The 24,615-nt window shown below is 61.7% G+C and carries 21 protein-coding genes and 5 pseudogenes; 7 read left to right on the top strand and 19 right to left on the bottom strand.

Annotation, left to right across the window (positions count from 1 at the left end; genetic code table 11):
- Nucleotides 1-15: 15 nt before the first annotated feature.
- From AC3WL8_RS35090 to AC3WL8_RS35070, 5 genes and pseudogenes are all read right to left on the bottom strand, one after another.
- Nucleotides 16-750, bottom strand: a complete 735-nt coding sequence (locus AC3WL8_RS35090) for a cytochrome b/b6 domain-containing protein (protein WP_492379830.1) — start codon at nucleotides 748-750, stop codon at nucleotides 16-18.
- Nucleotides 722-1,069 (bottom strand): annotated as a pseudogene (locus tag AC3WL8_RS35085) (diheme cytochrome c); the annotation flags it as partial. The gene AC3WL8_RS35090 and the pseudogene AC3WL8_RS35085, both read right to left, overlap by 29 nt.
- Nucleotides 1,070-1,375: 306 nt before the next feature.
- Nucleotides 1,376-1,465 (bottom strand): annotated as a pseudogene (locus AC3WL8_RS35080) (DUF2501 domain-containing protein); the annotation flags it as partial.
- A pseudogene (locus tag AC3WL8_RS35075) lies at nucleotides 1,466-1,753 on the bottom strand (IS4 family transposase); the annotation flags it as partial.
- Nucleotides 1,738-1,980: a hypothetical protein gene (locus AC3WL8_RS35070; protein WP_492379829.1), complete on the bottom strand. Its 243-nt coding sequence runs from the start codon at nucleotides 1,978-1,980 to the stop codon at nucleotides 1,738-1,740. The pseudogene AC3WL8_RS35075 and the gene AC3WL8_RS35070, both read right to left, overlap by 16 nt.
- Before the next feature lie 889 nt (nucleotides 1,981-2,869).
- Here AC3WL8_RS35070 and AC3WL8_RS35065 point away from each other — a divergent pair.
- The 3 genes from AC3WL8_RS35065 to AC3WL8_RS35055 all read left to right on the top strand — a co-directional run bounded on the left by AC3WL8_RS35065 (nucleotide 2,870) and on the right by AC3WL8_RS35055 (nucleotide 6,280).
- Nucleotides 2,870-4,033 carry a porin gene (locus tag AC3WL8_RS35065; RefSeq protein ID WP_492379828.1) on the top strand — a complete coding sequence of 388 codons (1,164 nt, stop codon included), beginning with the start codon at nucleotides 2,870-2,872 and terminating at the stop codon, nucleotides 4,031-4,033.
- A 344-nt stretch (nucleotides 4,034-4,377) separates the two neighbouring features.
- A complete protein-coding gene (locus tag AC3WL8_RS35060) occupies nucleotides 4,378-5,292 on the top strand; it encodes a hypothetical protein (protein ID WP_492379827.1) in 915 nt (304 codons plus the stop codon).
- Nucleotides 5,293-5,443: 151 nt separating this feature from the next.
- Entirely contained in the window at nucleotides 5,444-6,280 is an 837-nt protein-coding gene (locus AC3WL8_RS35055) for a DUF3300 domain-containing protein (RefSeq protein ID WP_492379826.1), read from the top strand.
- A gap of 202 nt (nucleotides 6,281-6,482) precedes the next feature.
- Here the strand turns inward: AC3WL8_RS35055 and AC3WL8_RS35050 are convergent.
- A pseudogene (locus AC3WL8_RS35050) lies at nucleotides 6,483-6,754 on the bottom strand (hypothetical protein); the annotation flags it as partial.
- A gap of 3 nt (nucleotides 6,755-6,757) precedes the next feature.
- Here AC3WL8_RS35050 and AC3WL8_RS35045 point away from each other — a divergent pair.
- Nucleotides 6,758-6,895 carry an anion permease gene (locus AC3WL8_RS35045; RefSeq protein ID WP_153955601.1) on the top strand — a complete coding sequence of 46 codons (138 nt, stop codon included), beginning with the start codon at nucleotides 6,758-6,760 and terminating at the stop codon, nucleotides 6,893-6,895.
- A gap of 182 nt (nucleotides 6,896-7,077) precedes the next feature.
- On the opposite strand, the gene AC3WL8_RS35040 is transcribed toward AC3WL8_RS35045, so the two are convergent.
- The 10 genes from AC3WL8_RS35040 to AC3WL8_RS34995 all read right to left on the bottom strand — a co-directional run bounded on the left by AC3WL8_RS35040 (nucleotide 7,078) and on the right by AC3WL8_RS34995 (nucleotide 17,229).
- The gene (locus AC3WL8_RS35040; RefSeq protein ID WP_492379842.1) at nucleotides 7,078-7,635 is read right to left on the bottom strand and encodes a GNAT family N-acetyltransferase; all 558 of its coding nucleotides are present in this window, start codon (nucleotides 7,633-7,635) and stop codon (nucleotides 7,078-7,080) included.
- Between the two features lie 125 nt (nucleotides 7,636-7,760).
- Complete coding sequence (fabI, locus tag AC3WL8_RS35035; protein WP_492379825.1) at nucleotides 7,761-8,543, bottom strand: enoyl-ACP reductase FabI; 783 nt, start codon at nucleotides 8,541-8,543, stop codon at nucleotides 7,761-7,763.
- A gap of 76 nt (nucleotides 8,544-8,619) precedes the next feature.
- On the bottom strand, nucleotides 8,620-9,810 hold the full coding sequence (locus tag AC3WL8_RS35030; RefSeq protein WP_013959530.1) for an acetate/propionate family kinase: 1,191 nt from the start codon (nucleotides 9,808-9,810) through the stop codon (nucleotides 8,620-8,622).
- Nucleotides 9,811-9,814: 4 nt separating this feature from the next.
- A complete protein-coding gene (locus tag AC3WL8_RS35025; RefSeq protein WP_193351107.1) occupies nucleotides 9,815-10,777 on the bottom strand; it encodes a phosphate acetyltransferase in 963 nt (320 codons plus the stop codon).
- Nucleotides 10,778-10,816: 39 nt separating this feature from the next.
- A complete protein-coding gene (locus tag AC3WL8_RS35020) occupies nucleotides 10,817-13,138 on the bottom strand; it encodes a DUF3141 domain-containing protein (protein WP_492379824.1) in 2,322 nt (773 codons plus the stop codon).
- 156 nt (nucleotides 13,139-13,294) lie between these two features.
- Entirely contained in the window at nucleotides 13,295-13,882 is a 588-nt protein-coding gene (locus AC3WL8_RS35015) for a DUF1344 domain-containing protein (RefSeq protein ID WP_013959533.1), read from the bottom strand.
- Between the two features lie 61 nt (nucleotides 13,883-13,943).
- On the bottom strand, nucleotides 13,944-14,198 hold the full coding sequence (locus tag AC3WL8_RS35010) for an RNA-binding protein (RefSeq protein ID WP_153955604.1): 255 nt from the start codon (nucleotides 14,196-14,198) through the stop codon (nucleotides 13,944-13,946).
- Nucleotides 14,199-14,280: 82 nt separating this feature from the next.
- On the bottom strand, nucleotides 14,281-15,198 hold the full coding sequence (locus AC3WL8_RS35005) for a DUF2950 domain-containing protein (protein ID WP_492379823.1): 918 nt from the start codon (nucleotides 15,196-15,198) through the stop codon (nucleotides 14,281-14,283).
- A 17-nt stretch (nucleotides 15,199-15,215) separates the two neighbouring features.
- Nucleotides 15,216-16,592, bottom strand: coding sequence for a DUF3300 domain-containing protein (locus AC3WL8_RS35000; RefSeq protein WP_492379822.1), 1,377 nt, complete (start codon nucleotides 16,590-16,592; stop codon nucleotides 15,216-15,218).
- Between the two features lie 454 nt (nucleotides 16,593-17,046).
- Complete coding sequence (locus tag AC3WL8_RS34995) at nucleotides 17,047-17,229, bottom strand: winged helix-turn-helix domain-containing protein (RefSeq protein ID WP_492379841.1); 183 nt, start codon at nucleotides 17,227-17,229, stop codon at nucleotides 17,047-17,049.
- Between the two features lie 640 nt (nucleotides 17,230-17,869).
- On the opposite strand from AC3WL8_RS34995, the gene AC3WL8_RS34990 reads away from it, so the two are divergent.
- The 3 genes and pseudogenes from AC3WL8_RS34990 to AC3WL8_RS34980 form a co-directional block, all read left to right on the top strand.
- Nucleotides 17,870-18,298, top strand: coding sequence for a hypothetical protein (locus AC3WL8_RS34990; RefSeq protein ID WP_153955607.1), 429 nt, complete (start codon nucleotides 17,870-17,872; stop codon nucleotides 18,296-18,298).
- 489 nt (nucleotides 18,299-18,787) lie between these two features.
- The gene (locus tag AC3WL8_RS34985; protein WP_492379821.1) at nucleotides 18,788-19,081 is read left to right on the top strand and encodes a hypothetical protein; all 294 of its coding nucleotides are present in this window, start codon (nucleotides 18,788-18,790) and stop codon (nucleotides 19,079-19,081) included.
- Between the two features lie 461 nt (nucleotides 19,082-19,542).
- Nucleotides 19,543-20,498, top strand: a pseudogene (locus tag AC3WL8_RS34980) (IS5 family transposase); the annotation flags it as partial.
- Between the two features lie 116 nt (nucleotides 20,499-20,614).
- Here AC3WL8_RS34980 and AC3WL8_RS34975 read toward each other — a convergent pair.
- The 3 genes from AC3WL8_RS34975 to AC3WL8_RS34965 all read right to left on the bottom strand — a co-directional run bounded on the left by AC3WL8_RS34975 (nucleotide 20,615) and on the right by AC3WL8_RS34965 (nucleotide 24,308).
- Nucleotides 20,615-21,583: a SphA family protein gene (locus AC3WL8_RS34975; protein ID WP_492379840.1), complete on the bottom strand. Its 969-nt coding sequence runs from the start codon at nucleotides 21,581-21,583 to the stop codon at nucleotides 20,615-20,617.
- 172 nt (nucleotides 21,584-21,755) lie between these two features.
- Nucleotides 21,756-22,790, bottom strand: coding sequence for a DUF1254 domain-containing protein (locus AC3WL8_RS34970; protein WP_153955609.1), 1,035 nt, complete (start codon nucleotides 22,788-22,790; stop codon nucleotides 21,756-21,758).
- Nucleotides 22,791-22,865: 75 nt separating this feature from the next.
- Complete coding sequence (locus AC3WL8_RS34965) at nucleotides 22,866-24,308, bottom strand: DUF1254 domain-containing protein (RefSeq protein ID WP_492379820.1); 1,443 nt, start codon at nucleotides 24,306-24,308, stop codon at nucleotides 22,866-22,868.
- Nucleotides 24,309-24,615: the final 307 nt, after the last annotated feature.

Genomic DNA, 24,615 nt, shown 5'->3' with positions numbered 1-24,615 from the left:
CTCATGGGATAGCGCTTAATCGTTATCGTGATCGGCGCCCCTCGCCGGGACCGCGGAGCGCTCGGAGAAGGAGAAGCCAGCGCCGGGCTGAACGCCGTTCCACTGCAACCACCAGAACGTCAGCACCGTCAGGAGCATCAGGACGGCGACGCTGCGCCAGGCCCTGCGAATGCCGTCATCCGGCCTACCGGGCTTGCGCCCCGTCACCATGGCACCCACCTGGTTTTCGCGATGCAACCAACTGGCAATCAACACGCCGGCGACGTGAACGCCGACAATCCCCAGCATGAAATTGGCTGCCGCTTCGTGAATGTCTTCGACCCAGTGGCCGACCATATCGTTATAGGTTAACCAGCCCGAAGCGGTGACGACGAGCCCTAGCCCCAGCAGCGCTATGATGGCAAGCGCACCGGCCGGGTTATGGCCCGCATAGTGCTCGGGCGCCCCGCACAGCAGTCCTCGGAGATAGGCCTTCACCTGCCTGGGGCCGCGGACGAAGTTTGCGAAGCGGGCATGCCGGGAGCCAAAGAGCCCCCACAGAAGGCGAAAGACCACCAAGCCTGCCATGGTGTAGCCCAGCGTTACATGCACTACCCGCCAGCGCTCACTCTCAGCGGTAAGGTAAGCCCCGGCAAAACTGAGCACCATGAGCCAGTGGAAAACGCGGACTGGAGCGTCCCAGACGAGGATCCTGCGGATTCCCTGCCCAGCTGTGTCGGGATTAACGGCGGATGCGGACGTAGTGCTCATTGAAGTCTCCTTGATCAGCGCGCGCGAGGCATGCGGTACAGTTGGCCGCAGTCTTCACCACCGGGCGAAGCCGGATCGATGAAGGGATCTCATCGTGCTTTCGGATAAACCAGCCAGTATGGGTGATAGGGTCTTCTGGTGGCATTTCGCGAGCGGCCCTGTAGATGCCAGCGCTTTCAGTGAGCCATCCCGCAAGCCCCTTTACTGTTGCAGCCTCAAGCAAGGCATCCGTGCCATAGCGGTGCGGCAGGCTATTCATCAAACGCAGCCAGGAACGAGATGGCAGCATCCCGGGTGGGTAGGGCACGTGGCAGGCCGCGCACTCCTGCTGATGGCAGTACTAAGCAATCCCATCGCAGCGGCGATGGATCGAAGAAAGGCTATGGATCTTGGCGCTATCATCATGGCAACTCCTTGATTGCTATGATGCCGCCGAATTCTTAGGGCTTTCTTAAGCCAGGCCCCTCAACAACCGCTGCGCGTTGCCCCGTCAAGGCCGCCCCCACCTAGACCCTAGACTTGACGTTGATCAAAGCGACGAGGTAGGCCACCGTCTAACCTTCCCGATTTGGCGACCCCCACGCCCGCGCGACAGACAGAAGCAATGAGGCACAGACACTCATGCTCACAACATCGATTTGCCTTGGGCGAGAATCTTGTCGAAAATCTGCTTCGTGACCTGTTCCTTCATGCCGCCGCCGCTTAGCCCATTTCCTTATACAGAACATGACTCTTCCCGCAGTGCTTGAATGGTGAGCGCGGCGTCCATGGTTCGCTGCATGCCGATCCAGATCGTCTTAGCGCCAGGCTCGCCATCGCTCTTGCGCCCAAGGAATCCATCCAAGGAAGCGACCAGCCGAATCATCTGATTGAGTGTGACCGGTGTCTTCGGGCGTGCCTTCTTGGCAAGCACGTATGCTCCCCGAATTTCGTCGGCGTCAAAGACCAGGGATGCATCCCGGTCCGGGTAAGTTCTGCCCAATCGCATCAAGCGGGCAATGCGCCTGTCATGGAACTGAGATTCTTCATTGAATGCGTAAGCCTGCTGCCATTGGTGGTGGTGATGATGATATGTCCATAGCTCACGGTCGGCATGAACGGAATGTCGGGTGCAACGGCGACCTGCGGATTCCTTGCACCGTCAACGGAGAGATTGAGCTCAATGGCGATCGAATCGATGGCCGCGCCTCCTTGCTGATTTCGTCCCGCAAGGTTCTTTCTAACGTACACAGATCGTCGGCCACTTGCGCCAATGCTGTGAGAATGCCGACCGGCTTGCCGGGCGGAATTGGCGGGTGTTGCATCCGACCACCAGCCATGATGCAAATAGCAAGGACGAAGTCAAACACATCACTTTTTCTAGTCGCTGGACGATGTACGTCCAATAATTTGTACCGATGTTGCGCTTCGATCTGAGTGGCATCTAATGGACTAGACGAGGACGACGAGCTTATGCAGTCCGTATCATCTTGACTCTGCAGACCCCGAGACGCTCTGCTGGTCAAAGGGCGTCTCGAAAAACTTCCGTCCCATGTCGAACCGGCAGCGTCGATTCCCGGCGACGATGCAACGCCGGAGGTCGCTGACGCCAGCAGCCACGGGGAAGAGTTGCCTCAGGATCCCCAAGCCGACGCAGTTCCCCGTCGAAAACGCTGAACCGGTCGGAGAAGACGTCCGGCCGCCACCGAAATCACAGCTTACCCCCTGGGTACGGCCTCCGAAGCAGGCCGCAGCAGCTCCGTGAGCACGACTCGTTCCACGCATTCCGGGACGCATCGGTCGTCTTCTGTTCCCCAAAAGCCAAGCACGGCAGCCCCTCTTCCCGGATTCGGTTCTCCAGCCGGTGAAGTCGCTGTCGGTCGTCGCGCTCGAAGTTGTTCAGGCGCATGGGGGAAGTTCGAAGGCAGTGGCAGCCGGCTCTTGGCGTCGACTGTCTTAAATAGCCGACACCACTGCGTGTTTCCCGCGGTTTCCGGTCATCGGTTGCTGGCGGGAAACGGGCTTCGCTCCTAAGCTCGAACAGGCTGCCCGGCAGCATGTTGCAAGGTCAGTCATGCAAAGAATGAAGTTGTGGCTGGACCACCCAAAGCAAAAAAAAGGAGAAAGAGAGGAGAACACCATGTCACTGAAAAGGATGGCCATGGCGACTCTGCTGGGATGGCCGATGGCAACCCTTGCGCAGTCAAGCGTCACGCTGTACGGCGTGATCGACGCCAACTTGGAATATGTCAACCACGCGGGCGTCGTGCCGACGGCCGCCAACGGATTCAACCCGGGACCGGGCAACGATGCCTACCGACTGACTTCCGGCGGACTTTCCGGCTCGCGCTGGGGCCTGCGCGGCAACGAGGACCTGGGCAGCGGCATCAAAGCTATCTTCGTGCTGGAAAGCGGCTTTGGCCTCGATACCGGCCTGTCGCAGCAAAGCGGCCGCCTGTTCGGCCGCCAGGCTTTCGTGGGCGTCCAGAGCGACCGCTTCGGGCAGGTCAGCCTCGGTCGGCAGTACACCTCGATGTTCGAGGCCCTGGCCAACTTCTCTCCAACCGCCTATGCCACGCAGTATGAGCCGGTCGTCATGCAGTCCGGCCCCAACTACCGCGAGGACAACACCATCAAGTACACCGGGAAGTTCGGGGGGCTGACGGCCCTCGCGCACTGGTCCTTCGGCGCCGGGGTGGCCCTGCCCGCCTCGGTAGGGTTCCCCATCCCGATCGGCGGCAATGGCGAAGTCCCGGGGCAGTTCCGGCGAGACACCGCCTATGGCGGGGCACTGGCTTACACGTTCGGCCCGTTCGCCGCGACGGCCGGCTATGACCAGTGGAATCCCACAATCGGCACCGGCACCGGCACCATCAAGAAGGCCGTGGTAGGCGCCAGCTATGCGTTCGGCCCCGCCAAGATCATGGGAGGCTACCGCTGGGGCCAGAACAAGAACGCGGCCGATGTCCTGATCCAGCGCGATGACTTCTACTGGATCGGGGCCAACTACCAGGTCACGCCGGCGCTCGCGCTCACGCTCGAGTACAACTACGACGACCTCAAGAACCTTTACGGCAACACGAGTGTGGCCAACCCGTGGCAGATCTCCTTCGTGGCCGACTACTCACTGTCCAAGCGCACCGATGTCTACCTGACCACGGCCTATGCTAAGAACGCCGGGTTGATGCTCGAGTCGCTCGCGACCTTCTATGCCAACAGCCTGTCGCTAGGTAACAGCTATGTCCTCGGCAACGGGCAGAGCAACATGTTCGGCGTCGCCTTAGGCGTCCGGCACAGGTTCTGAATGCGCGGGGAGACCGGCAAGGCGTCATCGAATGGAGGGGACTTCCCCGTCCCGAGGTCGCGGCGCAAGCCGCCAGCTGGTTCGGAAGTGCCATGATGGCGTGTCGAAGCCGCATCACAACCAACGAAGGGGAACACCCTTCCATCCGACTAGTACAAAGCCTTGATACTTTCAACTCCGATCTTTCGTTGCACAGATCAAGGCCGTCAGCGACAAAAAACGGGCAGCACTGGGAGCCGGCAAGCCCCAAAACTAGCGCACGAAAAGGTTATCGTCGCAACTCTGCGTTGTCATTCTCTCGCCGGCACATGCATTGCGCAATGGATGATTGGGGGAACATAGCCATGGAAACAGCTCAAACCGCAGGTCGGCTCAGCGCAGGCGAAGGCAGGTGTCAACGCTTTGCGACCGGCGCGACCGGGTATCTAATCACCTTTTTCCTCGCGGCGGCAGCTGGATCGGCGCAGGCTGCGCCACCCGATCTGCCTGGGCCGACCGATAGCGATAGCTGGCAATTTGCCATTGCGCCATACCTTTGGCTGCCCAACGTCAGTGGAGACTTTCGCTTTTCCGGATCGTCATCGACCGGCGGCGGCAATCTCGACATCGGCACGGGGCCGGACAGCTATCTCCAGAACCTACAGTTCCTGCTGATGCTGCAGGCTGAGGCCAGAAAGGGCAACTGGTCGATCTTCGGGGATGCGATCTACCTCGACTTCAATCGCCAGGACACCACACTCAAATCGGTGACGGCGGGCAATGGCGCCCGCATCATCGTGCCCCGCGACGTAGCGACCGATGTGGGCAGCAGCATGACTGGGGGGATGCTCCAGCTTGCCGCAGGCTACAAGGCGTTACGCGCGCCATGGGGCAATATTGAGCCGTTCGGAGGCCTGCGCTATCTGAACCTGAGTGCGAGCGCGCATTGGACGCTATCCGCAACGTTCACGCAGCAGGGCGCGACGCTGGCGCAGCAAGGCAGTGTCTCGCAAACGGAAAACCTCGTGGACGCGATCTTCGGTGTGCGCGGTCGCTTCAACCTGAGCAGCAATGGCAGGTGGTACGTGCCGTATTACGTCGACGTCGGGATCGGGTCTTCCAGCTACACGCTGCAAGCGTCCGCCGGGGCGGCGTATGCGGCAAAGTGGGGCGATATCCACTTATCCTACCGCTACCTGACCTATGAAGTGAAGGGAGGCGAGCTGATACAACGGCTCACCTTTAAGGGTCCCATGCTCGGAGCGGTGTTTCGGTTTTGATCCGCTCTTGCCCCCATCGTCACGCCCAGGCTGCGAATGACATAGGCCGCCCGCTTCGCCTCGGCGACATCGGCAACATCGACATCCTGATCAAAAATGCCGTGGTAACCGGATCGCGCTCTATCCCGATCCGCTGCTGTCACAGGTGTTGATGGCCTCCACCTACCCACTGGAAGTCGCCCTCGCCGCGCGCTGGAGCACGGCCCATCCGAACCTCAAGGGTGACGACGCAGTCAAGGCTGTGCAGAACGAGTCCTGGGACGTCAGCGTGAAATCGCTAGTGGCGTTTCCGCAGATCCTTGCGCCAACGGGCGACAAGCTGGACTGGACCCAGAAACTGGGGGATGCATTCCTGGCCCAGCAGAAGGAGGTGTTCAATGCCGTGCAATGCCTGCGTGTGCGCGCCCAGCAAGCCAGTCACCTCAAGTCGGGGCCGCAGCAGACCGTGACCGTGGAAACAGCAACCTCCGGCGAAGCCGCGCAGCAGACCATCGTGGGCATCGAGCCGGCGGATCCCCAGGTGATCTATGTGCCGGTGTATGACCCGGCAATCGTCTACGGCGGCTGGGGCTATGCGGGCTACCCGTACTACTACTGGCCGCCCTACGCGCCCTACTACCCCGGCGATGCCTTCGTCGGAGGCATCGCATGGGGCATCGGCCTGGGCGGGGCCATTGCCTACGCCAGCAAGTTCGAGGGAGGCCGCTGGCAGCACGACGCGCGGCACCGCCAGGGTGTTGCCTATCGCGACAATTCAACACGGGAGAGGTACGGCAGGAGCATGGCCGATGCGGCGGGCCGCAACAACTTTCGCGGGCGCGATGCTACGGGGGGCCGGGACAATGGCTTCCAGGGCGTGGGCAGTGGCGGCAGCGCCGTGCAGCGTGACGTCAATTGCGGAAGCGCGAGCCTGCGTTCAGGCTCCGGCCGCGCTGGCGGCTTCGGCGGTGGCTTTGGCGGCGGACGAGGTGGCGGTGGAAGACGTTAGGGAACCATGCCCGTTTGGAGTGGTGTCGGTCGCGTTCCTCTGGTCGGCGGGTGGGCGGCCCGGCCCTGTTTGCATTCAGGGGACACGCTTCTATGCCGGTGATTACGAGAACGCGCAGGACGCGGACATCATCGTGATCACCGCTGGCGTCGGTGTGAAGCCGGGGCAGACTCTGCAATGATGCCATCCACTGCGGGATCGCCAGTGCAATCGCGCGAATTCCAAGCGATCGTCCACGACTGGGCCCCGCCCTGATCACGACGGTCGTGCTGATCCCCCTGCTGCTGCCTGTGCCAGAGGGCAACCAGATTAGCGGACTGTCGAAGGCGGTCAGCGCATCGGCGACCGCCCCCTTGGACGAGATCGAGGTCACCTGCGACAACGAGCCATCTTTCTGACAACAATCGTTGCGAACGAGAGGACCACGATGGCCATCATCGCCATAACCCCGATCGGCATGACCTTCAGGATGACGTGGTGGCCATCCTGATCTCCCGCGGCGTGAAGAAGACGATGGGAACCTGGTGGCGCGTCGGTCTTTTGATGTGCGTGGTGGACCTGCTGATCCTCGCCGTGATCGGGAGTGTTTGGTGGAAGGTACTTGGCTTCTGGTGAACATGCAGCCGAACGACGCCCGATGAACCGCTCGTGATCATGCCATTCGACGCTCTGGCCCGACCATGCTTGGCGCCCGCTATGTCACCGACCCGGATAAGCCGCCGGACGCGTGGCACAGATTTTTGCTGGATCAGATCAAATGAAGGACATTGCAGCAAGACGCCTGCACCTATCTGCACCTAGCGTTTTCGCTCACTGTCTTGCAGCGCAAGGGTCACCACGCGTAGCGTGGCATCGTCTGGACATGCTAAGTCGGAGAATCCAAAACGTTTGGCCAGTCGCCGCATGCCGGTGTTCGACGATAAGACATATCCTTCCATGCATCGAAAGCCGCGGCTCCGAGCGATGTCGATCAGAGTGCCCAGCAGTCGGCGGGCCAAGCCAAGCCTATGCCAGTCATCGTCTACCGTTACCGCAAACTCGCAGGTATCGCTGCCCGGTGCTGCGGCGTAACGCGCACCACCCACAATAGACGACACATTGTTTTCCGTGGCAATTGCCACCAGTGCGAACTCGCGCTCAACCGAGGGATGCGTCGCTTGTTCGAGCATCGCCTCCGGCAACTGCTGCATGGCAGCCATGAATCTCGCGTAACGCGCATCTGCCGAAAGCTTGTTGAACGCCGCCAACAGGCCGGCCTTGTCATCTCCGGTAATCTCCCGCACTAGCACTTCTCGTTCATTGCACAGGGATACATTGAACGGCACAAAGTTTGTCGCTTCAGACTTGTCTTGCATGGCAACGTTGTTGTAAGGAAAGAAAGCGAGTTCGTTGAATCGATGGCGGCCGCCTAAGGCAGGCGTCACAGGCATCGAACGCCGCCTTTTTGCCTCCCGCCAAGTCAACGGGCTACTTGCTGGCGTCATGCCATGATATTGACGCCGCCATCCACATACAGCGTTTCGCCCGATAGCCGCCTGGCGTAGGTCGTAGCCAGGAAGGCGCAGGTGTATCCGACATCCATGATGTCGACCAACTCGCCAAGTGGAGCGCGTTCCACGGCGTCAGCGAGCATCAGATCGAAGCCCTTTAGTCCGGATGCAGCGCGCGTCTGCAGTGGCCCTGGCGAGATCGCATGCACGCGGATGCCGCGCGGGCCCAACTCGTACGCGAGGTACCGTGACACGGCTTCCAGGGCGGCCTTTACCGGACCCATGACGTTGTAGTTCGGCACCACCTTGTTGGCGCCGTGGTAGCTCATGGTGAACATGGTGCCACCATCGCTCATCAGGGGCGCCGCCAGCCGCGCCATGCGTACGAAGGAGTGGCAGGACACATCCATGGCCTTGGCAAAGCCTTCGGCCGAACAATTGAGCAGGCCTCCATGCAAAGCGTCTTTCGGCGCCCAGGCGATCGAATGCACCAGAATGTCGAGTCTTCCCCACTGCTCGCTGATTCGCCCAAACAACGCGTCCATTTCCGCTGGGTTCGTGACATCCAGGGGCAGAAAGATGGAAGCGTCAAGCTCCTGCGCCACCGGCTCGACAAACTGGCGCGCCTTTTCGCTGGCATAGGTAATCGCGACCTCTGCTCCCAGTTCGCGGAAGGCTTTGGCGCACCCATAAGCAATGGAGTGTTCGTTCGCGATCCCGCAGATGAGTGCGCGGGCGTTGTTGAGGATCGGTTGTTGCGGCGCTGCAGTCATGGAACTCTCTCCCGGATTCATTTTTGCCAGTGAGCCGTCAAGACCAAGCCGCTGCCTTGATGGGCTATAACGGCGGTCATCGTGTAGGCATTGCAAGGGCGTCCCTGGTATGTCTGGCAATCATCAGTTCCTCGTTGGTCGGGATGACCCAAACAGGGATACGGCTCGAGGCCAAGCTGATACGCGGTCCGTCGCTGGCATTGGCGGCGGGATCCACGCTCACGCCAAGCCATGCCGCCAGCTCGCATACACGCTCGCGGATCGGCGCGGCATGCTCGCCGACGCCTGCAGTGAAGACCAGCGCATCCAGCCCCTGCGCGGCGGCAGCCAGCGAGCCAAGCTCGCGGGCGACGCGGTAGGTGTACAACTCGATAGCAAAGCGGGCTTGCGGATCGTCGCTCGCAAGCAGCGCGCGCATATCGCTCGACACGCCAGAGACGCCGAGCAGGCCCGACTTGCGGTAAATCAGGTCCTCGATGGCCCGAGCATCCATGCCGAGTTCGCTCATCAAGTACAGAATCACGCCCGGATCGAGGCTGCCGCAGCGCGTTCCCATCGGCAGGCCATCCACCGCGGTAAAGCCCATGGTGCTGGCGACGCTGCGCCCCGCCACCAGCGCGCACATGCTGCTGCCGTTACCGAGGTGGGCCACGACCGTGCGTCCTGCTGCTGCGCCGGCATCGACGCTCGGAAGGACCCCCGCGATGTACTCGTACGACAGCCCGTGGAACCCGTAGCGCCTGACGCCTCGCGCCGTAATCGCCGCGGGCAATGCGAATGCCTGTGCCACTTCGAGCTGCGCCCGGTGGAAGGCGGTATCGAAGCAGGCGACCTGCGGCAACTCAGGGCGCCGTTCGGCAAGGATGCGGATCGGTTTGATGTTGTGGGGCTGGTGCAGAGGCGCGAGCGGGCAAAGCGTGTCCAGTTCTGCCAGCAGTGCCTCCGTCACCCTTGCCGGCTGGGTGAAGCGTACTCCCCCGTGCACAACCCGGTGCCCCACTGCGCTCAGCGTATGCCCTTCCCCATGGCCGCGCAGGAAGTCCGCCAGGAAGGCGATGGCCCCCTCGTGGCCGAGATCGGTGCCGGCGTCCCACCGCTTGGTCTCGATCTCGGCCCCCGATGCATCAGTCGCGCGGAATGCCGGCGCCGTGTAGAGCCCGTCGATGCTGCCGCGCAAGACAAGTCTTAGTGCATCGTCATGGGTGTCGTACGCACAGTACTTGATGCTCGACGAACCCGCATTCAGGACCAGAATCAGTGCGGCCATGGCATCACCCCGCAACCTGGCCGGACTCGCGGCGTGCCCTGGCCACCAGCACGGCCACCGCGCACGACGCCAGCCGGGTCGTGACGGAGTCGGCGCGGCTGGTCAGGATGATCGGCACCCGCGCGCCCAGCACGATGCCCGCGGCGTCGGCGCCGGCCAGGAAGGTCAGGCTCTTGGCGAGCATATTGCCGGCCTCCAGGTCCGGCACCAGCAAGACATTGGCACGCCCCGCCACGGGCGAATCGATCTTCTTGATCCGCGCCGCATCCAAGTTGATCGCATTGTCCAGGGCAAGCGGCCCGTCGACCACCGCGCCGGTGATCTGGTGGCGGTCGACCATCTTGCACAGCGCGGCGGCATCGATCGTCGATGGCACCTTCGGGTTGACCGTCTCCATCGCCGACAGGATCGCCACGCGCACCTCCTCGACCCGTAATGCGTGGGCCAGGTCGATCGCGTTCTGCAGGATGTCAGCCTTCTCGGCCAGCGTCGGGGCAATATTGACGGCGGCGTCGGTGATGATCAGGGCGTCCTCGTGCCCTGGCACGTCCATCACGAAGCAGTGACTGACGCGCCGGGCGGTGCGCAAGCCGCTGTCGCCCTTGACCACGGCTCCCATCAGCTCGTCGGTATGCAAGCTGCCCTTCATCAGGGCCTCGGCCTTGCCTTCGCGCACTAGCTGCACGGCCGCCGCCGCTGCCGCATGGCTATGATCGGCATCGACGATCGGGTATTCGCGGATGTCTAGACCGGCTGCGCGCGCAGCGTCCTCGATGCGCGAGCGTGGCCCGACCAGGATTGGCGCGATCAGGCCCAGCCGTGCGGCCTCCACCGCGCCTTCGAGCGAGGACTGATCGCACGGATGCACCACTGCGGTAGGCGTGGGCGGCATCGTCTTGCAGTAATCGATCAGACGTTGGTATTTCTCATGCTTGGCGTTCACGGCTCGCTCCTGCATCAGGGTCATTGGTATCGGTCGCCGGCGATGCAGGCGACCCACGGCGCGCTAGGACGCGCGCTTGAGTGGGACGGCCGTGCCGCCCACGCGTCCCGGCTTGGCGCTAAGTAGCGTGCGGATCTGCTCAAGCATTGCCGCCTGCTCGGGCGTGGGCGTGGCGCCAAGCAGGCGCTCATCCGTACGCAGCTTCTCCGCCAACGCCTGCAGCCGCTGCCGGTCGGCCTGATGCCTGAGCAGTACCGGCAGGGTCTGAAGCGCCTGCTCGGGCGCGTACCGCGCGATCAGTTCCTGCTGACCGCGGATCCTGCGCCAGGCGTCGGGCGCCAGCTCCGGCAGCAGATCCGCATAGTCCGTCACCAGTTCCTTGCGCAACTCTAGCCTGGACAGCGGCAGTGGTTCGCCCTTTCGGCTCAGCAGGCAGGCGAGCCGGGCGATGGCCTCGGCGTATCCGCCACGCCCAACTGCGGCCAGCGCCGTCTTGACTTCCGGCAGTTCCTGCGGGGCGGTAGCGGCCGATGTGCCCGCGCGGGCGGGAGGCTCGCTCCCTGACAGGAACGGGAACAGGTTGGCGTACACGTTGAAGAATGTGTACTCAGTCATGGCATCGCGCACGGCCCGGTAGGCGTCCAATCCCGCGCTGAGCATTTCCGCCCCCGCCTGTTCCTGCTGCCGCAGCGGATGGTCCGGTTCCAGCGCTTGCCGGTTGGCTTTGATCGCCTCGGCGGCGGGCTTCAACCATGCCATCCACGGATTCAGGTCCGAAAATAGCCAGTTCTGCATGCGCAGCGGATGGAATTCGCGCAGCACCCGCGCTGTCATCTCATTGGACACCGCTTGGACGTAAGGCTGCGCAAAAAGCTCGTAGGCGCGCTGCGTGAAGTCCGACAGGTTGGCGACCGTCTCGAACGGCTTCTCGTCGACGCGATCAAAGCGGTTAAGCCTGCTGGCGATCTCCTCGAGCGAGTGCTCCTCAAACTCGACCTCATAGTCCACGCCAGCGCTGCCCTTGCGCTCATGGATGACCATGCCGTAGAGCCCCGGCGGCAGCAATTCGATGCTCTTGAGCACCGAGACGATCTGCGCGTGCTCCTTCTTCGCGACCGTGCCGGAGACGAAGATGCCGAGATGGCCGACGCTGCGGTGCAACATGCCGACGATCACCTGGCCGCGAGCCTTGATCTCCTCGGTACTGCCATAGATATCCACCACCCAATTGAATGCCTGCTGTGGCGGGGTAATATTGTCGCCCATCGAGGCAAACAGCACGATAGGCGAGCGGATCTCGCGTAGATCGAACGCCTTGCCGCCGGCGTTCTTGACGTCACCGTCCCAGAGCTTGTTGCCGACGAACAGGTTGCGCGTGATCCATTCGATCTCCTCGCGGTTCATCAGGTAGTAGCCGCCCCACCAGCGCTCGAATTCCAGAAAGCGCGGCGGTTCGGTATCGGCCTTCTTGTACAGGTTGTAGTACTTGTCCCAGAGACTGTTGGCCGGATTCAGGTTCTCGAAATTCTGCACCAGCCAAGCGCCATCGAACTTGCCGTTGCCGAGGTCCGCCGTGTACGAGGCCAACCAGGTCCCACCCAGCAGTCCGCCGGAATAGCGCATCGGGTTGTCGCCTTCGCCCTCGCTCCAGGCACCACTCCAGTACGACATCGGTGCACCATTGATCACGATCGGCCCGGCGTCGTCCGGGTCCGAGGCCCCAAGCATCATCGCGGCCCACCCCCCCTGGCAATTGCCGACGATCGCTGGTTTGGCGCTGTGCGGATGCAGCGCGCGCACTTTTCTGATGAACTGTTGCTCGGCCTCGCACACGTCCAGCAGGGTCTGCCCCGGCTCGGGGTCGCGGAAGAAGATGACGAAATACACCGGATGGCCGGCACGCATCGCCACGCCCACCTGCGAGTCGTCCTTGAAACCGCCGATGCCGGGGCCATGGCCAGCGCGGGGATCGATGATGACATAAGGGCGGCGGCTATCGTCGATCGTCACGCCATCGGGCGGTGTAATTTTCAACAGGGCATAGTTGACGGGCCGTTGGAACTGGCGCCCGTCCAAAACGGTCTCGTAGCCAAAATGCAGGACCGGCTTGAGCCCCTGCATGGCATTTTCGACAAAGTTGTTGCCCCGTTGCCTAAGTGTGTCCCAGAACAGAATGGCACGCTGCATGCCGTCGATGGCATAGGCATAGCCGCTCATCGGATCCATGCCGGCCATCGGCGTGGGCGGGCCGGCGCTCGGATCCCCAACAGCCTGCTGGACGCGTCCACGATAGGCCTCCTGCGCAATCTTCAGGCGCCTTTGCAGCACCATGCCGGTCTTGAGGCCAACTTCACGCGCGTGAACCAGTTGCTTTGCTGCATCCATGTCGATCTCCGCTGGAAATTCTGTGACAGAAGAGCCAAGGGGGGCCGGGGGCGGTTCGCCGTGGCGAAATACCGAATTGGCTGCGCCCCCGACTGCGGACGCCAGGATGGGAGCCCGCATGGTCGACGGGCTTGGCTCGTCCCGGCTCCGGTGCTGCTACTTGCCCGCGGCCGGCTGCACCGACACCGCAACGGCCTCGGTATAGACTGCTTCGACCCGATCGCCCTTCTTGATGCCCTTAAGACGGTCTGGATCCCCCACCACGAGGTCCACCGTGCGCCCTTTCGGCCCCTTCAGGGTCACAGTCTTGGCGCTGGTATTGACCGCTACAACGTCCGCCGTGACGGTCACTTCCCGGCCGACTGTGCCACCTGGCTTTGCTCCCGGCGCAGCACGGTCCGAGGTCTCGCGCTCGTGCATTGCGAGCGGCCCCTTATCCTTCTTGAGGCTCATGGTCAGGGCTTCTTTGTACTCTATCGTGACGGTATCGCCGACCTTGAGCTGTTCGAAATTCCTCGCCTCCGGTCCCACGACTAGGTCCGTGGTCTTGCCGTCGGCGGATTTGAGCGAAACCGTTCGCGTCGGCGCATCGATCTTGACGATCTTGGCGGTGAGCTTTGCCGTGCCGGTCGCTGTCGCCTGTCCGGGTGACTGCGTGATATCCACGCGGGTTTCGGTTTGCCCCCACGCAGAAGCGCTAGCCGCTACCAACACCGCAGCGGCCAGCAATGACATGCGTTTCATGGTGTATCCCCTGATCAGACTTGCGTTGCACTCATTCAGAGTGTCCTATGCGCCCCTCGCTTCAGTTGAAGCGCTCTCTCATTACGAGGGCCGTGATCTTGTGACTTTTCCAAAACATATCGTGAATACGCCCCCGTAGCTTGTCCAGGGTGTCATTGTCGAGGGTATCGAAGGTCAGCCGCACGGCAGGCCTGGTGCCGTCGCCTTCCATGTGTTCGATGCTGGTGTATTCCGGGAATCCGTACTTCACCAGGAAGGCGCCGATTTCCTCATCAGTGGTTTTGGCGTCGAGGTTCCCAAGCAAAAGAATAGACATAACTCACCTTCGGTTTAGGCCAAATATCGGAAAATGCCGTCGACATCATCGCTCGACGGCAGGCAGGCAAGCAGCGTGCGTGTCACGGCGTCACCTCGGTCCAGCCCGGCCCCGGGTCGAATGACCGGATCGCCACGGCCTTGGCTGCGCTATCCGGTCCAAGATCACGCTCAAAGACTCGCCCATCGTGGCTGACCATGAAGCTCTTGATGCCGGTGTCGCCGTAGCGAACCGGCCACGCGATCACCGCAAATCCACCGAAGAGCTTGCCATTCACGAGATAGTCATACTTGCCACCCGGAGCATGGCTTCCCTGCGAGGTAAGCAGCTTGTAGCGATAACCGTAGTAGCCTCCCTGGCCCCTGCTACGCATGCCGGCCTCAAGGAATGCTGGTCCCAGCGGGCTTTGCGCCTCGCCGGGCTTGGTTGGCCAGTACAGGCCGTCGTGCTTGCCGGGCGAGCTGACGAGCTTCGCCGCGTACACCGACATACCCTGCGTCTTCTGGGCCATCTGCGCGAACTCATTCTGCGCATCGCAAACGGCCAGCAAGGTCTGCATCACCGCCAGTTCGTTGCTGCCGATGCGGCGCAACTGCATTTCGGCAACGCCGGCGCGGGTATCGAAATGCCATCCCTTGGCCGTTTTCACCAGTGGAATCGGCAAGGTCCAGCCGTCATTGCCGGCCGCAATCCGAGCGCTGTTGCCCCCTTCGGGGCGAATGGCATGCGATTGGCTCCAGGCCTCAAGGAAGCGGTAGCGAATCTCTGCGCCAACCGGAGGGATCAGTTCGTGATAATTGGCACCAAGCAGGGACTTCATCGCATCGTCGTCGCTGGTGGCAACCGCCTCGCCAAATGCGTTCATAGCAGCCTCGGGCGAGCTGAAGTTTTTCTGCGCATGAGCTGGGGCGATCCCCAAGGTCAATAGCGCCAGCACCATGGCGATGGCGCTGCCCCAGGCGCAAGACCGGGACCGAGGAAGTCGTTGTATCGAGTCCATGATCGCATCCCCCAAGATTAGCGCCTACCGCCACCACGCCCACCACCACCGCCTCCGCCACGGCCGCCGCCTCCGCCTGCGAATCCGCCGCCGCCGTGACCACCGCCGCCTCCTCTGGCCGCACCGCTTTGGCGGTGTCCAGAAGACTGCATGCTGGATCGGCCCCGGTCAAAGTCACGTTGGGCCGCGGCGCCACCCCCGCCTACGCCCTGGAACGCGTTCTCCCGACCGCCGCCCGCGCCGCCGCCACGCCCGCTCCCGGCACGATTCGACACGCCGCCGCGGTCTCCGGCACCACTGCGGTCGCCGCGCCCTCCGCGATCGGCCACAGACGCCCGGTCCGCCCCCCCACGCCCTCCGCGATCGGCCGCAGACCTCCGATCCGCCCCCCCACGCCCTCCGCGATCGGCCGCAGACGCCCGGTCCGAGCTGCCCCGACCGCCATCGCGACCACGGTAATCATTGCGCCTGTCGGAACCGGCCGAACTCCTGCCACCAAACTTCTCACGCGAAGCGTTATCCCGGTACGCCACGCCTTTCCGATGCGAGGCATCGTGCTGCCATCGTCCACCCCCCTGCACCTTGGTGCGGTCAAAGTTCCGGTCGATATTGGCAGCCTTGTTGACGTTGATGTTCACGTCGCCGCCACCCCAGTTGCAGTTGCCGAAGATGGCCCCGGCAGCGGCCAAGCCGACGCCCCATGCAAAGCCAGTGGCCAGCGCTGCACCCGGATAGTAGGCAGGATATGGTGGCCAGTAGTAAGGTGGATAGGCGGGAGAGCTCCAGGCGCCGTAGACAACGGTCGGATTGTAGGCCGGCACGTAAATGACCTCCGGGTTCGCGGGCTCAATCCGCACAACAGTCTGGCTGGGCTGCCCCTGGACCGGAGCCGGAGGCGACTCCACGATCACGTTCTGTTGCTCGTTCGACTTGAGGTTCCCCGATTGCTGCGCTCGCGACCGCAGCCGCTGCACCGCCGCCAGCACATCCTTCTCCTGGGCGAGGAAGGCATCGCCCAGCTTTTGCGTCCAGTCGAGCTTGTCGTTCATCGGCTCAAGCGCCTGGGGAAACGCCACTAGCGACTTCACGCTGACATCCCAGGGCTGGCTCTCGACCGCCTTCAGGGCGGCATCGCCTTTCACTTTCGGATTGGCCTTGACCCAGCGTGCAGCCTGCACGATCTCGAGCGGATACGTGGAGGCCATCAGGACCTGGGACAGCACCGAATCGGGGTAGAGGGCGATGGGCGCGACCAGTGCCTCGAGTTCTTCAGGCTTGAAGGGAGCCGGCTGGTCCGACGCAGCTTGCGCATACGCGTTAAAGGCGATCAGCGTCAGACTGGCGAGCAGCCATGCTCCGAAATGACGGAACAAATGTATAAGCCAACGGTTCATCCCCCATCCTCCCAGCGGCCGTTTGCCGGTTACCCCCGCGGACCTGCAGACCCCATTGGCACAATCGTTCATGAACACGGAAATTTCTGGCTAACGAACCGGTGAACGCTGGCGCCTGGATGAAGTAAGCCTGATAAGTTGGTGGCTGATGTTGCTCAGGCGGATCCCGGCACAGGGCTCGACAAGTTCCTGTTTCCTACGAAGCCTGGACCACAGTTCCAAAGGGAAGCCGGCCGCAAACATTGTGTACCGTACGCACTTTGCGCCCAATCTAGCCGCAACCGTCACGCAAGCTGACATGAAATTTTTCAGAAGGAGAAATAAGAAAAATATGCGTGATCCATCGTCGACTGGGGTTGCCCCGTTTCATCGGACACCCATTACGCGGTAGGAATGCCCATTACTGAGCACCCCCCGCACAGATCCCGGCACGCCCAATTCGGGCACCGGGCTCCTACCTCGGGTGTTTGACGGCGAAACGCTGATCGGGCCATGGATGGAGGATTCGAGGTTGCAGGAGCCAAGCATCGCCCCACGCCTTGAGGTAGCGCCAGGCCGTCGTCGGCGAAAGCGTGACGCCGTATTCGCGCCTAATCAGACTCGCGACGCACTCGCGTGTCCAGAGGTAGAACGGCAGCGGCCTTTCTCGCGTTCGGGCAAACGATGCGCCGTGGCGGTGATCTCATCGGGTCTTGGCGAGCCCATCATTATGAAAAGCCCGGCCTAAAGCCTGTCCGGAATGGTGCGCGACGGTGCTCCCGGGGTCGCTCGCTGGCCAAGGCAAAGGATTTAGAGGGCATGCGCGACCGCAATTGCCGTCGGTCAGTGTGGCATGGCCATCTCGTACTCTTCGAGACGCCCGCACCGCTGCTGATCGCTGCCGTCAGGCATGGCGGCAGCCCGCATGGCCGGACCGCGCTTCCGCCCGCCTCGCCCCGGTCGCCGCGGCGATGACCTGGGCACCTGGCTTGGGGGTCACGGCAGTAGCCGGCCGGTACAAGCCGTAGGTCAGTACGCCGTTCTCCGCCACTTCGAACCGAGAGGCGGGCGACATGAGTCGGCGCATAAGGTAGCCCAAAGCGAACTAGCGGACGCGGTGACCATGGGTCGCGCAGAGCTGCGAGGCGCGCTGCGGTACTATGAAGCGTTGCCATTGGGTAAAGGCTAAGGGCCAAATGTTCGCAGCTGGATTGCGTCACATTGAGTCGTTTAACCGCGGTCGTCGAATATCTCCGAGCCCGAACAACTCACACGCGACAACCTATGGGAGTAGAGCCATGGTCGCAGTCAAACACGAGGATCTTTCTATGGCCTTCGACTTCGTTAGCTACGCGGCGCCGATGGAGCACAACGCGTATGTCTCGCTCGATACTGGCAGAGTCTATTGGACCTCTGAGTCCAATGACGCGTTCGACGAGGATATTCCTGACGACCTTGAAACTTCCGACCGATACCTTGCGATACCACATAAGAACGATCTCGATCTTGGAAGAACTCTCGCCTTACGCTTTGTCGCACAAGAGCTGCCTGCGTGTTACGACCAGGTCGAAGGATTTTTCCAACGGCAAGGGGCTTACTCGCGCTTCAAGGATTTGCTGCGGCGCGAGGGCGTTCTCGAGGTCTGGTATACGTTTGAAGCCGACTCTGTCGAAAGAGCGCTGAGACAATGGTGTGCCGAGAACGGTCTTGAGATTCTTGAAGCGTGACGGGCCGGTTAATCAGGCCAAAAAACGTTTGGCCGCACAGGTTCTCCTTCGGGAATTCAGGCGCCGCCGTGCCAGAGCAATCACCTACCTAGCGCATAGTCCGATCGGAACACTCCGGTCGCAAATCGTCGACTATCGGCCAGTTACGACCATTCGGCAGACGACCTACCTATGGCCGCCTGTGAGCGAGACGAAAAGACATCGAGGGGATTCAGAGCGAGGCACTCGAAGCAGAATGAAAGGCCGCGTCGGTCAGACACCCACGCTGCTGGTGTTTGGATCGCCACTAGTCGGTCGACGTTAACGTGAGTCAGAGCTGCGAGACGGGCAAGCACCAGTTCATCAACCAGTGGAAACAGCAGCCATCCACAGCGGGGCAAGTAGGGGAATGCCCCAGGTTGCTACGATCCATTGACCGGCTTCTGGCGGTCGACGTCTATGCGCCGCTACTGTGCGAAGAATCGCCGCCGCGGTGCTGGGAGTTGCACCATGACCCAGCCGAACCCATCTCCTTATACATACATGGACGCCCCCGAGATTGCCAGGGCTTCAAGATCGATGGCTCGAAGGTGGAGATTGCAGCTATACATCCGGCCTCATATGCGGGAGTTGGCCGCCGGCCGCCATGCCGAAGTCTTCCCTGGCGCCCACTGCGTCAGCGACGGCAAATGGGTCACTTTCTACAAGGACGGGGAAGAAATCTGGGCGTGCAATGCCGTGTATGCCGCTGCGCATTTCGACTCTTCTAACGAGTCGAACGCTTGCGCGTCGACGGCCGACTGAGGTGCCGGCGGCGCTCGCACCCTGCCCTTCTCTCCCAATCAAACATACCACCCCAGCAACCAGCAAAATTTCGGTGTACGGGCGTTATGTTAGAAATTCAGCGGTAATGCGCCCTTCTGTTCCTTCTTTCCCGTCCCCATTTCTGATGAGTCTTCACCCGCGGCCCACCGCTACAACCTTCCACTTCGCCATTACTCTTTTGCGCTGAGGGAACGGCCGTCTAGATAGCGCTCTGCACCCGCCCCCCCCATCCGAGTGGTGTCGATTGAAGATAAAGCGGGATGCGTTGGTCTATAACGTTCCCCTCCGAAACTGGCAAGGCCAACTCGACACATTCGAGGAAAACGCGTTGTTGCATAAATCCGGGGTGGGTTGGGCTGACGTTTACGCGCGACGGCTGGAAAGCTGCCTCTGTTAACTTCTGACGAAGCGGCGTAGTGTCTTGGATTTTTTCCGGGACGATGCGCAAGGACAACCGACAGCAAACCGAGCCCAAAAGGGTCTACCGCGTCAAGAACTGGGCGCAGTACAACAAGGGGCTGATAGCCCGAGGAGACGTGACGATGTGGTCGAAGAGAGCTTGCTCGTGCCACCGGCTAAAGCCCAGTCACCCAAACCTGGCCACCCGTTTGTCTATACGGATGCGCTGATTCAGGGTCTGCTCGGTCTGAAGCAGGTGTTCCACCTGCCGCTGCGCGCGCTGCAAGGCTTCGCGCAGAGCTTGCGCACCCTGGCCTTCCCAACGTTGCCAGTGCCGAACTACACGACCTTGAGCCGCCGCGCGCAGAATCTGAACGTCGTGCTGCCCGCCTCGCGTACAGGCGAGCCGCTGCATCTGGTGATCGACAGCACTGGGCTGAAGCTTTACGGCGAAGGCGAGTGGAAGGTTCGCAAGCACGGTTGGTCCAAGCGCCGGACTTGGCGCAAGGTCCATCTCGCCATGGACGCGAACACGGGCCAAATCAGTGCTGCACTGATGACCCACCAGGACGTTGGCGATGGCGAAGTGTTGGCCGACCTGCTCGACCAGATCCCGGCTGATACACCGATCGATACCATCGGAGGCGACGGCGCTTACGACAGCAAGCCGTGCCACGCGGAAATTGCCGCGCGAGGTGCACAGCCCTCGATCCCACCACGCTATGGCGCGAAGCCTTGGTCCGAAAGTACGCCGGGCGCAGCCTGGCGTAACGAGACCATCGATGTCATCGAGAAGAGAAGTCGAGGCGAATGGAAGGCCGCCAGCGGCTATCACCGGCGCTCGCTGGCCGAGACCCTGATGTACCGCCTCAAGACGCTGACGGGACACAGTCTGTGGGCACGCGAAATCGGGTCGCAGGCCGCCGAAGTGGCCATCCGTGCGGGCGTGCTCAACCGCATGGTCGCGCTCGCTCGCCCGCAATCCGTCCGTATCGCCGAGTTCAGCCTCACCGAGGAGCCCCTGTTTTCAATCTCGATTTGTGCAACAACGCCGATCAAAGGGAAAGCGTGGATTCGAAGCCTGTTGGGTTCGCCGAATGTCGCACGTGAAAGTCAGAATACGAGCGTTGCTGTAGCCAAGACGGTGGCAGTGCTGTCCAGCCGGTTCTTGCTGGTGACCGTTGGTACCCAGCGCACGCTGAAAGAAAGCGGCGCCTTGCCGCCAAGCTTGGTGTCGTACGTGACAATCGGCCCGATCGTGAAGTCGTGGCCGCGGAAGCCATTGAGGCGGTCGGCCGTGGGCCCGGTGTCGTTGCCCAGTTGCTGAACCGTGCCCATGACGATCCCTGCCCCCCAGGCGCCAAACTTCTTCAGCCCCATGACGTCAAGCGTGAACAGCGGCGCATTCTGGTAATCAGTGGCGCTGTTGCGCGTGTAGAACTGGAACGCCGCCACGGCGTTAAACTCCAGCCCGTATTGCGGCATCGAGTGCGTGAATGCGACCTGCGGCACGAAAGTCCAGGTGTTCAGGCTCGGATTGGCCAGGGCGTTCTTGTCGTATTGCCCAGTGGGGGCCCAGACATTGAAGCTCAAGGCCATGTGGCTGGTCTGCGAGAAGTGGAAGCCGGCGATGATCGGGCTGAAATAGATATCGTAAAGATTCGACGCCCGATCCGAGGTGCCACGCGAGAAACTGGCACCGCCGGCGGTGACGCCCGCGTTGGCGTGCACCGAAGTCCAGACATAGGGCAGCGTGAAGCTCGAGGCAAAATTCCAGGCGCCGGGGCCCGTATCCCACACCTTCATGAGTGTAGCCAGCGTAAACGCGATCTTCGCGTCAATGCCCAACGTGGTACGGCCACCGATCGGCACCTGGCGACCGCGGCTGATCGATCCGTCCATATAGAGCTGCTGGAGATTGGCAATCCATACCGGCTGGTCCGGGATTACGGCGACATTGGAAAACACGCTGGTGCCCGCCACTGGTCGGCCCAAAGCGCCCTCTGTGGCATGTCCGGCCAGCGGCGCCATCAGGCCGCCTGCGGCAACGACGGCCAGGATGGTGGTACTTGCTCGCCTCATGGTGTGTCTCCTTGTTAAGGGAGGCGCCACGCTTACAGTCGGTGCGAACGCCGCATTGTGAGGAATCACCAAGACGGGGCTCTCCCTCCCGAAACAGCACCGAGGCGTTCCTCAGATCTGGAATGCCCCCTTCGTCCCGGAATCTTCCACTGCAACAATTGACACGCTCTGCTTAATTGACAGGCTGAGCCTGCGGAAAACTCCATGCGCCACGGAGAATCTCGGCGTGCGGCCGATACAGGCGCACGGTGTAGTTCCACCCGGGCACGATCGGCAGGCAGTTGGACACCTGTCCGTTACACCCGCCGAACTGGATTGGAATCGACCCGTCACCGTTCTTTTTCGCTGTGATGTTGTTGACGGTGTAGGCATTGGCCGGGTTCTTCTGGAAGTAACCTTCGGCGTTGTAAACGCTGACCGACCAGAATCCATCCACGGGCACATCTTTGACGTTCGCCCGGTACACGGTCTTGCCATCGTTCTTTTCCGGTGTGATGTTCAGGTAGATGGCGTCCTTGTCCGGGTTGCCGCCCCAGCCAGCCGCCGTGCCCATTAGATGGCGCACAAGATCGACCTCGCCCTTCTTGCCGAACGACTTCTTGAAGTCCGGTGTCGTCGCCGACAGCGTCAGCAGCGCGTCGCGCACCTTCTTCTGGCTGGCCTGGTCCCAGTTGGGCAACTCCAGCTTGCCCGTCGCCTTCTGGCTGACCTTGATGGCGTCTTGCAGCGCATGGACCCGCTTCAGGTCATCCGGATCGTTCGGATCCACCAGCGTGCGGATGGCCGCCACCACGTAGCGCGTACCGACGTTCTCGCGCGTCAGCGTATGCGTGCCGGCACCGTAGAACACATTGGGCACGTAGTGGTCCTCGCTGATGACCTGCAGCGACATGAAGCGCTTGCCCGGATCCGGCATGGCAATTGTCACGGGGCCGGCATTGAGATCGAACACGCCGGAGGAATACAGCGTGTCACGGTTCAGGCGGATCACGGTCTGCTCATCGATCGAAGCGGGCTCGCGCCGGTGCTGCAGCTTGCCCACGCCGCCCTGCTTTGCCACCCCGGCGATATACATGTCGGACTCCGCCCGCACGAAGTTGTCTACCGTGACCGGCACGGGTCCACCTGCCGCCTGGGCAGCGGAGGCCTGGCCATGGATAGTGCCGACGCCAGCGAGTGCGAAGCCCATCAAGGCGTTGGCAATCATTGCATTTTTCATAGTTCCCCTCTTCGTATCGGAATTTCAAAGTCACGCTGGCGCCATGCAGCCTGTGCCGGATTCTTACTCGGCCGCCACCATGGGCGGCTGGCGCCATTGGCCAGACAGCATCTCCTGTTTCGGCAGGTACACGCGCAAGATCGCATAGAATGGCCCGTCAGGCGCCGGCAGCCAGTTGCTCGCCTTATCCTTGCCTGGGCTGTCCTTCTGCACATACAGGGTCAGCCCGCCATCGCGATCGCGTTTGAGCTGGCCGAGCATCGAAGAGTTAATCAGATAACGGTTCAGAGGGTTAGCCACCAGCAGTTTGCTCTTGCCGTCATACATCGTCAGCGACCAGAACGCATTGGCCGGCGGCAGCTTGTCCTTGTCGAAATGCAGCGTATAACGCGTGGCGGCAGCATTTAGCGGCCTGCCTGCGGCGTCCAGAAAGTAGCCGGGATAAATCGCCTCTTCCGCCGAGTTACCGAATATCCCCAGTGCCGCCGCTGCATAGCGGTACATGTAGTTGTTCTTCAGGTGCTCGCGTGTGCCAAACAAGTCACCGCTGGTGAGCTTCCTTGTGTCCAGTTGCGTCTTCTTGAATTCCACGAAATGGGACTTGCCATCAGCCATGCCGGCTGCCAGGGTCTTCTGTATCTCCGGCGATAGCGAGCGCTCGTCGAACGGCAAGCCGCGGCCCACGCCGATCTTTGCGAATCGCGCCATCACATCCTGCTCGCTCGGCATCGTCGGCGCGAACTGCAGCATGAAGTTCAGGTAGCGGAAGAAGGCCAGCGAATCCGTCGCGTCCGCAGCAGGCTTCGGCCAGTCGATGGGGGCGGCTGCCGCCGGTGCCGGCTTGCCGAGGAACGCACTCAGTGTCCTCACCTTGTAGCCCTTCTGGATGGCACGCACCCGGCGCAGATCCTTGGCATTGAAGAGTTGCGTGCGATATATAGCGTAGGCAATGCTGGACTCGCTACGGATCACGGCTTTCACGCTGGCCGGCTTCTCACCGTTCCAGTCAGGTCCCGCAATCATGTAGTTGCCGCCCTGGTCGCCAGTGGTGCGGGTGCTAAGATAGGCGAAGTTGTGCGTATAAAGATCGATCAACTGGACGGAGTAGTAACGCTTGTTCTCGATGGGCGGCAACGTCAATACCAGCGGCTCTGCGCGTAGGTCCATCCAGACGAATGAGTATGGGGTGTCCGAATTCGGCGTGATGATCGCGGTGTCTTTCGGCGTGAAGACGTTGGCCGTGTTGCCTACCTGGTTGAACGGCGCCTTGAAGTTCGGACCGCCCTGGTCGACTGCCTGGGCGTAGAGGGTCTTGTACGCTTCGACGACCGGGTAGCCGTAGAGGTAGGCTTCGCGCGCGATGGAGCGAACTTCCGCCTCATTGAGCGCGCTCGCGCCCTCCTCATGAGCGGCTTGGTCCGCCGCAAGTCCATTCTTCATGGACTGGCATCCAGACAACGCAAAGACTGGCAGGAAAGCGGCCACCAACAGATGCTTGATCGACATCACGGCTCCCATAAATTACATAGAAGGTTACATGCCAAAAGTGAATCGCACGTAGACTACTTCGACGTGTCGAGATTCGCAATTATGCTGCGCATAAGGCGTTGTTGCATAAATCGAGATTGAAAACAGGGGCTTCTCGGTGAGGCTGAACTCAGGCGATACGGACGGATTGCGGGCGAGCGAGCGCCACCATGCGGTTGAGCACGCCCGCACGGATGGCCACTTCGGTGGGAGGTGTCAGGAATTCTGTGTGCTGAGGTCGGTTAAATAGATCTCAGCGTAGGGCGTTGATGAAGCGGTCACCGAA

Source organism: Cupriavidus sp. FW305-F7 (assembly GCF_058782875.1).
This window is presented reverse-complemented; position numbering and strand designations above follow the sequence as displayed.